Source organism: Pseudescherichia vulneris, from assembly GCF_902164725.1.
GTDB classification, from domain to species: Bacteria; Pseudomonadota; Gammaproteobacteria; order Enterobacterales; family Enterobacteriaceae; genus Pseudescherichia; species Pseudescherichia vulneris.
This window is the reverse complement of sequence record NZ_LR607338.1, coordinates 2,979,996-2,989,004: the sequence shown is the minus strand read 5'-3', so window position 1 is coordinate 2,989,004 and position 9,009 is coordinate 2,979,996. Positions and strand designations below refer to the sequence as shown.

At 59.4% G+C, this 9,009-nt stretch carries 8 protein-coding genes and 1 pseudogene; 6 read left to right on the top strand and 3 right to left on the bottom strand.

Annotated features, from left to right (window positions below; translation table 11 throughout):
• The 3 genes and pseudogenes from ppdD to hofC form a co-directional block, all read left to right on the top strand.
• Nucleotides 1–414: prepilin peptidase-dependent pilin (gene ppdD, locus FN633_RS12545; protein ID WP_154058931.1), on the top strand; the 414-nt coding region annotated here is incomplete at its 5' end.
• Between the two features lie 57 nt (nt 415–471).
• Nucleotides 472–1,635 (top strand): annotated as a pseudogene (gspE, locus tag FN633_RS12540) (type II secretion system protein GspE); the annotation flags it as partial.
• The gene (gene hofC, locus FN633_RS12535) at nt 1,625–2,827 is read left to right on the top strand and encodes a protein transport protein HofC (RefSeq protein ID WP_154057927.1); all 1,203 of its coding nucleotides are present in this window, start codon (nt 1,625–1,627) and stop codon (nt 2,825–2,827) included. The pseudogene gspE and the gene hofC, both read left to right, overlap by 11 nt.
• Before the next feature lie 44 nt (nt 2,828–2,871).
• On the opposite strand, the gene FN633_RS12530 is transcribed toward hofC, so the two are convergent.
• Nucleotides 2,872–3,915 (bottom strand): GMP reductase, encoded by a 1,044-nt coding sequence (locus FN633_RS12530; protein WP_042390476.1) that lies wholly within the window; start codon nt 3,913–3,915, stop codon nt 2,872–2,874.
• A gap of 262 nt (nt 3,916–4,177) precedes the next feature.
• Here FN633_RS12530 and coaE point away from each other — a divergent pair, with 262 nt between their 5' ends.
• From coaE to yacG, 3 genes are read left to right on the top strand one after another with little or no spacing between them, the layout of a single operon-like run.
• Complete coding sequence (gene coaE / locus FN633_RS12525; RefSeq protein ID WP_154057926.1) at nt 4,178–4,798, top strand: dephospho-CoA kinase; 621 nt, start codon at nt 4,178–4,180, stop codon at nt 4,796–4,798.
• The gene (gene zapD / locus FN633_RS12520; protein ID WP_042390472.1) at nt 4,798–5,541 is read left to right on the top strand and encodes a cell division protein ZapD; all 744 of its coding nucleotides are present in this window, start codon (nt 4,798–4,800) and stop codon (nt 5,539–5,541) included. The genes coaE and zapD overlap by 1 nt, the downstream gene beginning before the upstream one ends.
• Before the next feature lie 9 nt (nt 5,542–5,550).
• Nucleotides 5,551–5,748: a DNA gyrase inhibitor YacG gene (gene yacG, locus FN633_RS12515; RefSeq protein WP_154057925.1), complete on the top strand. Its 198-nt coding sequence runs from the start codon at nt 5,551–5,553 to the stop codon at nt 5,746–5,748.
• Nucleotides 5,749–5,803: 55 nt separating this feature from the next.
• Here the strand turns inward: yacG and mutT are convergent, their stop codons facing one another.
• Together mutT and secA are read right to left on the bottom strand one after the other, a co-directional pair.
• On the bottom strand, nt 5,804–6,193 hold the full coding sequence (gene mutT, locus FN633_RS12510) for an 8-oxo-dGTP diphosphatase MutT (RefSeq protein WP_154057924.1): 390 nt from the start codon (nt 6,191–6,193) through the stop codon (nt 5,804–5,806).
• Between the two features lie 59 nt (nt 6,194–6,252).
• A complete protein-coding gene (gene secA, locus FN633_RS12505; protein ID WP_154057923.1) occupies nt 6,253–8,958 on the bottom strand; it encodes a preprotein translocase subunit SecA in 2,706 nt (901 codons plus the stop codon).
• Nucleotides 8,959–9,009 lie beyond the last annotated feature (51 nt).

Here is a 9,009-nt window from a genome sequence, read left to right as displayed (position 1 = left end):
TTAATCGAGCTGATGGTGGTGATCGGCATTATTGCCATCCTCAGCGCCATCGGCATTCCCGCTTACCAAAACTACCTGCGCAAAGCGGCCCTCACCGACATGCTGCAAACCTTTATCCCCTACCGCACCGCCATCGAGCTGTGCGCTCTCGATCGCGGCGGTACGGAGAGCTGCGACGGCGGCAGCAACGGTATCCCCTCTCCTACCACCACGCGCTACGTTTCCGAGATGGGCGTCGAGAACGGCACTGTCACGCTGACCGGACAAGAGAGCCTCACCGGGCTGAGCGTGACGCTGGTGCCGCAGTGGAGCAGCAGCAGCGGCGTAAGCGGCTGGCAGCGTACCTGCGACGTGCAAAACGACACGGCGTTCCAGCAGGCATGTGAAGACGTTTTCCGCTTTGACTATCAGTAAGGAGGGAATATGGATATACCCGCATCGTTCGCTGCACAGAGTCATTTGCCTGCCGTCAGCGAGGGCAGCACCTCCGTGGTTGAGCTGCTTAACCAGACGCTCCAGCAGGCGCTGGTGCAGCGGGCGTCCGACATCCATTTTGAACCGGGGGAGGATCACTACCGCATTCGGCTACGCATTGACGGCGTGCTTCATGCCCTTCCCTCTCTGGCTCGGGAGAGCGCAAAGACATTGACGGCACGCCTGAAGGTGCTGGGCAGCCTGGACATCGCCGAGCGGCGTCTGCCGCAGGACGGACAGTTTACGGTTACGCTCTCCGGCAGAGCGATCTCGTTTCGTATCGCCACGCTGCCCTGTCGCCACGGGGAGAAGATCGTCCTGCGCCTGCTGCATCAGGAGAACCAGCCGCTGGATCTCGCTGCGCTGGGCATGGAGCCGCCGCAGCTGGCTCAGTTTCAAACGGCGCTTGCCAGACCGCAGGGGCTGATGCTGGTCACCGGGCCCACGGGCAGCGGCAAAACTGTGACGCTCTACAGCGCGCTGGCGGTGCGCAACCTGCCCGAGGTCAACATTTGCAGCGTGGAGGATCCGGTAGAGATCCCGCTGGCGGGGCTAAACCAGACGCAGATCAACTCCCGGGCGGGGCTGCACTTCCACAGCGTACTGCGGGCGCTGCTGCGCCAGGATCCGGACATCATCATGGTGGGCGAGATCCGCGATGGCGAAACGGCGGAGATTGCTATTAAAGCTTCCCAGACCGGTCATCTGGTGCTCTCTACCCTGCACACCAGCTCAACCAGCGAAGCGCTGGTGAGGATCGCCCAGATGGGCGTCGCACGCTGGATGATCGCCTCTGCGCTCTCGCTGGTGGTGGCGCAGCGGCTGGTGCGTAAGCTCTGCCCGCACTGTCGTCGCCAACATTCGGAGGATGTTACCCTGCCGCCAGGCCTGTGGTCCCGCCCCCTGCCCCACTGGCAGGCCATCGGCTGTGAAGCGTGCTATCACGGCTTCTGCGGTAGAGTGGCCCTCTTTGAGGTGCTGAGCGTCAACCGCACCCTGCGCCAGGCCATCGCCAGCGGCGAGCCTGCTGAGCGCATTGAGCAGCAGGCGCGCGAGGAGGGTATGCTCACCCTGTTTGAACACGGCTGCCTTGCCATCGAGCGGGGGTTAACGACCCTGGAGGAGCTGCTGCGGGTACTGGGGATGCCCCATGCAGGCTAAACAGCTCTGGCACTGGCGGGGCCTTGATGAATCAGGCCAGCGCTGTGAGGGGGCTCGCTGGGCGGCAGATCGTCTGGCCGTCGCCGACGCGCTGCAGGCTGAGCAGATCTTTATTCTGGCCCTCCGGCGCAGCGCGGTTCGAACGGCAGCCTGGCGCGGGACGCACCGCTGCGAGGTCGTGCACCAGCTGGCAACGCTGCTCAAGGCGGGCCTGACCCTCCCCGATGCATTGCTGATGCTCTCCCGCCAGCACCCGGTACGCCAGTGGCAGGCGCTGCTGCAAAGCCTGGCGGAGGATCTCGCCCAGGGTACCGCGCTCTCAGCGGCCATGCGCCGCTGGCCGGACGCCTTTCCGCCGATCTATATCGCCATGATCCACACCGGGGAGCTGACCGGCGCGCTGGATGAGTGCTGCTTCCAGCTCGCTGCCCAGCAGAAAACCCAGCTAACGCTGACCGGTAAGGTAAAAAAGGCGCTGCGCTACCCGCTGATCGTTCTGTCCCTGGCCGTAGCGGTAACGCTAGCGATGATCCTGCTGGTGCTGCCTGAATTCGCCGCCATCTACCAGACCTTTAATACGCCGCTGCCCGCACTCACCCGTAGCGTCATGGGGCTCTCGGGGCTGATTACCCGCGCTGGACCCCGGATGCTGGCGGCCACCCTGCTTCTTGCCGCCAGCGGATTTGTCCTGCGCAACCACCCGCCGTGGCTGCGCTATCGGCAGCGGCTGTTACTGGGCATCCCGGTCGTCGGTGGGCTGGTGCGAGGCCAGAAGCTCAGCCAGATATTTACCGTGCTGGCCCTCACTCAGCGGGCGGGTATTGCCTTCTTACAGGGACTGGAGAGCGTCGAGGCAACCTTAACCTGTCCCCACTGGCGTGAAGCGATCCATCATATCCATCAAGAGATCGCGCAGGGAACGCCCATCTGGACGGCGCTAAAAAACAGTGGGCAATTTAGCGCCCTGTGCATTCAGCTGGTGCAGACCGGTGAGGTTTCAGGAGCGCTCGATACCATGCTCGACAACCTTGCCCGTCACCATAGCGAACTGACGCAGCAGCAGGCGGATAGCCTGGCCACGCTGCTGGAGCCGCTGATGCTGGTGGTGACCGGAGTTATCATCGGAACGCTGATCGTTGCCATGTATTTGCCGATTTTTCATCTGGGGGATGCAATGAGCGGAATGGGGTAAAAACAGGAGAGAAGCTGGCGCAGCGAACCGCGCCAGCACAGGCATCAGAGGCTATTGAAAACGCGGTTTTCCTGCTCGGCGACGCGAATAAAGGTGGTGCGCTTGGTCAGCTCTTTCAGGCGGGAAGCCCCGACATAGGTGCAGGCTGAACGCAGGCCGCCAAGGATATCACGGGCGGTATTCTCAACCGGGCCACGCAGGGCCAGCTTAACGGTTTTCCCTTCCGCCGCGCGGTAGCCCGCAACGCCGCCAACGTGACGGTTCATCGCTGACTCAGAGCTCATGCCGTAGAAGAGCATGAATTTTTCGCCGTTCTCGTCAACGACGGTGCCGCCGCTCTCTTCATGACCGGCCAGCATGCCGCCCAGCATCACGAAGTCCGCGCCGCCGCCAAAGGCTTTTGCCACGTCGCCCGGTACGGTACAGCCGCCGTCGCTGACGATCTGGCCGCCAAGACCGTGGGCCGCATCGGCACACTCGATCACCGCAGAGAGCTGCGGATAGCCGACGCCAGTTTTCACGCGGGTGGTGCAGACAGAGCCTGGGCCGATGCCGACCTTGACGATATCAGCCCCGGCGAGGATCAGCTCTTCACACATTTCGCCCGTTACGACGTTACCGGCACAGATGGTTTTCGTCGGCCACGCCGCACGCGCTTTAGTCACGAACTGCACGAAGTGCTCGGAGTAACCGTTAGCAACGTCAATACAGATAAAGCCCAGCGCCGGGCTGGCGTCGAGGATCTGTTTGGTCTTTTCAAAGTCAGCGTCGGAGGTACCGGTTGATACCATCACGTGTTTCAGCACGTCAGCAGACTCTGCGTCAACAAAGGCTTTCCACTCTTCAACGGAGTAGTGTTTGTGCACGGCGGTCAGGATGTCGAACGCCGCCAGCGCTTTCGCCATCGCGAAGGTGCCTACGGTATCCATGTTCGCTGCCATTACAGGAACGCCAGACCAGGTCATGCCAGAGTGCTTAAAGGTATATTCGCGTTCTAGCTGGACATCAGAACGACTTTTGAGGGTAGAGCGCTTAGGGCGGATAAGAACGTCTTTAAAGCCTAATTTCAGATCTTCTTCAATACGCATGAACGGATTCCTGGGGTTAATGGCGACTAACGCATACGAGCTAACACACAACTCCAGTGACGCTATCATACGCACTAAATAGGAGTCCGCAAGACTGCGAAATTCTCTTTTTTTACGCTACAATCCTATAAATTTACCTGCCGAATGGGCGGGGTCCGGATTATTGAACGTTTCGTTTTCCGTACAAATTATAACCTTTTGATTTGTGAAATAAATAAATCAAGAGCTCGTGAGCTGGCAGAGCAGTCTGGGATTTTGCGTTATGGGGTATACGGTCGCCTTAACCGGGGGAATAGGCAGCGGGAAAAGTACGATTGCCAACGAATTCCTGAAAAACGGAGTTAGCGTCGTTGATGCTGATGTCATCGCCCGCCAGGTAGTAGAGCCTGGCACTCCTGCCCTACGCGCAATCGCGGCCCATTTTGGGCCAGAGACGATCCAGCCGGACGGCACGCTCAACCGCCGCCTGCTGCGTGAACGCATTTTCGCCTCACCCGACGACAAACGCTGGCTTAACGCTCTACTCCACCCCCTGATCCATGAGGAGACCCAGCGGCAGATTGCTGGGGCGACATCGCCCTACGTGCTGTGGGTGGTACCGCTGCTGGTGGAGAACCAGCTACACACCAAAGCCGATCGGGTTCTGGTGGTTGACGTCTCCCCGGAGACACAAATTTCCCGCACGATGGCGCGCGATGGCGTTACGCGTGAGCACGCCGAGCATATTCTTGCCGCTCAGGCCACGCGAGAAGCCCGCCTTGCCGTCGCGGATGACGTTATTGACAATAATGGCGCACCAGATGCCGTTGCATCGGATGTTGCCCGCCTGCATGAGGCGTACCTACGCTACGCTTCCCAGGTCGTATCACAGGAAAAACCGTAATGCAGACCCACGTCCTTTTTGAACACCCGCTCAATGAAAAGATGCGCACCTGGCTGCGCATTGAATTTTTGCTCCAGCAGCTCAAGGCCCGACTCCCTGTCAACGATCACGCTGACGCTTTACACTTTTTTCGTAACGCCGGAGATCTGCTTGACGTGTTCGAACGCGGCGATATCCGCACCGAACTGCTGAAAGAGCTTGAGCGCCAGCAGCGTAAGCTGAAAGCGTGGGTAGAAGTGCCTGGCGTCGACCAGAGCCGTATTGATGCGGTGCGCGACCAGCTGAAGCAGAGCAGCAGCACGCTGATGGCCGCCCCGCGCGTGGGTCAGCTGCTGCGTGAAGAGCGGCTGATTGGCCTGGTACGCCAGCGCCTCTCTATTCCCGGCGGCTGCTGCAGCTTCGATCTGCCAACGCTGCACCTGTGGCTCTATGCCCCCCAGTCCCAGCGGGATGAGCAGGTTGCCGTCTGGCTGGAGAGCCTCCAGCCGCTGACCCAGACCCTGACGCTGATCCTCGACCTGATCCGCAACTCTGCGCCGTTCCGCAAGCAGACCAGCCTGAACGGCTTTTACCAGGATAACGGTGACGATGCCGATCTGCTGCGTCTGGAGCTAACGCTTGCCGACCAGCTCTATCCGCAAATCTCCGGGCACAAGAGCCGCTTTGCCATCCGCTTTATGCCGCTGGACAGCGAAAACGGCCACGTGCCCGAGCGTCTCGATTTTGGCCTGGCCTGCTGTTAAGGAGCGATGATGTCTGAAGAAACCGTTGTAAACTGCCCAACCTGCGGCCGGAAAGTGATCTGGAACGAGAGCAGCCCGTTTCGCCCGTTCTGTTCTAAGCGTTGCCAGCTTATTGATTTAGGCGAATGGGCCGCAGAAGAGAAGCGCATCCCCAGCGAGGGCGATCTCTCCGACAGCGATGGCTGGAGCGAGGATAAACAGCCTTAAGCCGTTAATTGCCCGGTGGCGCTACGCTTACCGGGCCTACAAACCAAGCTAAAACCTACTCGCCGCGTAAGCGGGCGACAATCGGTTGGTTCGCGGGTGGAAAATCGTCCGCGTTCAGCGCCTGCGGCGTTAGCCACTCTCCCGGCTGCCCCTCTTTGCCCCACGGCTCCCCTTCCCAGCTTTCGACCAGGTAGAACCACAGGGTGATGTGCAGCTCTGGATACTGGTAATCCAGCTTCTCAAACAGCTGCGCGGAGGTGACGGTGATACCTACCTCCTCGTCCAGCTCGCGCGCCAGCGCCTGCTCCGGGGTTTCGCCAGCCTCAATCTTGCCGCCGGGAAACTCTTTCTTATTGGCCATGTGCGCATCGGCGGCACGTTGGGTAATAAAGATTTCGCCCTGCGGATTGCGAATGATCCCGGCGGCGATATTCAGTACTTTCATCAGGTAGGCTCCATAAAAAAGGCGCAGAATCTGCGCCTTTGTTTTTTATTGGGTTGCGTTTAGCTCAGACGGCCATGGCACTGTTTGTACTTTTTGCCTGAACCGCACGGGCATGGATCGTTACGACCCACTTTACGCTCGCCGGATTGCTCCGCCAGATCGGCTGCGGCCTGCGCGTCGTCGGATTGGTGGCTAAGCTGCTGCATCTGGGCCAGGCGCTCTGCCTCCTCACGACGCTGCTGCTCCATCTCCTCCACCTCTTCCGGCATCCGCACCTGTACTTTCGACAGGGTGCTGATCACTTCATACTTCAGCGACTCAAGCATAGCGGCGAACATAGCGAAGGACTCGCGCTTGTACTCCTGCTTCGGATCCTTCTGCGCATAGCCGCGCAGGTGGATACCCTGACGCAGGTAGTCCATCGCCGCCAGGTGCTCTTTCCACAGGGAGTCAAGCGTTTGCAGCATGACGCCTTTTTCGAAGTGGCGCATCATCTCGGCACCGACGACTTCTTCTTTACGCTGATACACCTCTACGGCGCTCTGCATAATACGTTCACGCAGCGTCTCTTCATGCAGATCCGGCTCTTTGTCCAGCCAATCGGCAATCGGCAGGTCGAGATCGAAATCGTTCTTCAGACGCTCCTGCAGGCCAGGGATGTCCCACATCTCTTCCAGCGACTGCGGCGGAATATGTCCGTCGATGGTCGCCTTGAAGACATCTTCACGGATGCTGGCGATGGTTTCGCTCACGTCGCTCACGTCCAGCAGTTCGTTACGCTGGGTGTAGATCGCGCGGCGCTGGTCGTTGGCTACGTCATCATACTCCAGCAACTGTTTACGAATATCGAAGTTGCGGCTCTCAACCTTACGCTGGGCATTGGCGATAGCCTTGGTCACCCACGGGTGCTCGATCGCTTCGCCCGGCTTCATCCCCAGCTTGCGCATCATGTTGGAGACGCGGTCGGAGGCAAAGATACGCATCAGGGCATCTTCCATCGACAGGTAGAAGCGAGAGGAGCCCGCGTCACCCTGACGACCGGAACGGCCGCGCAGCTGGTTGTCGATACGGCGGGATTCATGGCGCTCGGTACCGATGATATGCAGACCGCCGGACGCCAGCACGGCATCATGACGTACCTGCCAGTCCGCTTTAATCTGCGCGATCTGCTCTGCGGTCGGCTCCGGCAGCGCGGCAACCTCTGCCTGCCAGCTACCGCCGAGCATAATATCGGTACCACGACCGGCCATGTTGGTGGCGATGGTCACTGCCGCCGGGTAGCCCGCCTGGGCGACGATTGCCGCTTCGTTGGCGTGGAATTTGGCGTTCAGAACGTTGTGCTTGATACCTGCTTTGGTCAGCTCGTTTGACACCACCTCAGATTTCTCGATGGAGATGGTCCCCACCAGCACTGGCTGGCCGTTAGCGGTACGCTCTTTGATATCTTCGATGATGGCCTGAATTTTTTCTGCTTCGGTCATGTAGACCAGGTCCGGCAGATCTTTACGGATCATCGGACGGTTGGTCGGCACCACCACGGTATCCAGCTTGTAGATAGAGCTGAACTCAAACGCTTCGGTATCGGCGGTACCGGTCATACCTGCCAGCTTCTCATACAGGCGGAAGTAGTTCTGGAAGGTGATGGAAGCCAGCGTCTGGTTCTCGTTCTGGATCTCCACGCCCTCTTTGGCCTCAACGGCCTGGTGCAAGCCATCAGACCAGCGGCGGCCCTGCATGGTACGACCGGTGTGTTCATCAACGATGATGACCTCACCGTCTTTCACGATGTAGTCTACGTCGCGCGTGAAGAGCACGTGGGCACGCAGCGCAGCGGTAACGTGGTGCATCAGCATGATGTTGCCTGGAGAGTAGAGCGACTCGCCCTCGTCCATGATGCCTTCTCGCACCAGCAGCTCTTCAATCAGCACCAGCCCGCGCTCGGTCAGGTTAACCTGACGCGCTTTCTCATCCACGGAGAAGTGGCCTTCGCCCTGGAAGGTGTCGGAATCCTCTTTCTCCTGACGGATCAGGTTAGGGATGATTTTGTTGACGCGCTTGTACATGTCGGAGCTGTCTTCTGCCGGACCGGAGATGATCAGCGGCGTACGGGCTTCGTCGATCAGGATGGAGTCAACCTCATCCACCAGCGCATAGTGCAGCTTACGCTGAACGCGCTCTTCCGGGCTGAACGCCATGTTGTCACGCAGGTAGTCAAAGCCGTATTCGTTGTTGGTGCCGTAGGTGATATCGGCGGCATAGGCTTCACGCTTGGCCGGCGCTGGCAGGCCGGACATGTTGACGCCCACGCTCATACCCAGGAATTCGAACAGCGGACGGTTATTTTCGGCGTCGCGCTGGGCAAGGTAGTCGTTGACGGTAACGACGTGCACGCCTTTACCGCTCAGAGCATTCAGGTAGGCCGGCAGAGTTGCGGTCAGGGTTTTACCTTCACCGGTACGCATCTCGGCGATGCAGCGATCGTTAAGCACCATCCCGCCCAGCAGCTGGACGTCAAAGTGGCGCATGCCAAACACGCGCTTGCTTGCTTCGCGAACCACGGCGAACGCTTCCGGGATCAGGCTCTCTACGGTCTCACCTTTTTCAAGACGGGCGCGGAACTCGGCGGTTTTGGCTTTCAGCTCGTCATCGCTGAGCTTTTCCATGGCCGGTTCCATGCTGTTGATGAGGATGACGGCCTTGCGCATCCGGCGCAGAGTACGATCGTTGCGGCTACCAAATACTTTTGTTAACAGTTTAATAAGCATAATAAATTCTCAAACGCCCCAAAACGGGCAGATAAATTAAGGTGTTGAAAC

Bases quoted from the DNA above. Each gene is read 5' to 3' on its own strand.
- hofC (WP_154057927.1), top strand. From the start codon at position 1,625: ATGCAGGCTAAACAGCTCTGGCACTGGCGGGGCCTTGATGAATCAGGC.
- FN633_RS12530 (WP_042390476.1), bottom strand. From the start codon at position 3,915: ATGCGTATTGAAGAAGATCTGAAATTAGGCTTTAAAGACGTTCTTATC.
- coaE (WP_154057926.1), top strand. From the start codon at position 4,178: ATGGGGTATACGGTCGCCTTAACCGGGGGAATAGGCAGCGGGAAAAGT.
- zapD (WP_042390472.1), top strand. From the start codon at position 4,798: ATGCAGACCCACGTCCTTTTTGAACACCCGCTCAATGAAAAGATGCGC.
- yacG (WP_154057925.1), top strand. From the start codon at position 5,551: ATGTCTGAAGAAACCGTTGTAAACTGCCCAACCTGCGGCCGGAAAGTG.
- mutT (WP_154057924.1), bottom strand. From the start codon at position 6,193: ATGAAAGTACTGAATATCGCCGCCGGGATCATTCGCAATCCGCAGGGC.
- secA (WP_154057923.1), bottom strand. From the start codon at position 8,958: ATGCTTATTAAACTGTTAACAAAAGTATTTGGTAGCCGCAACGATCGT.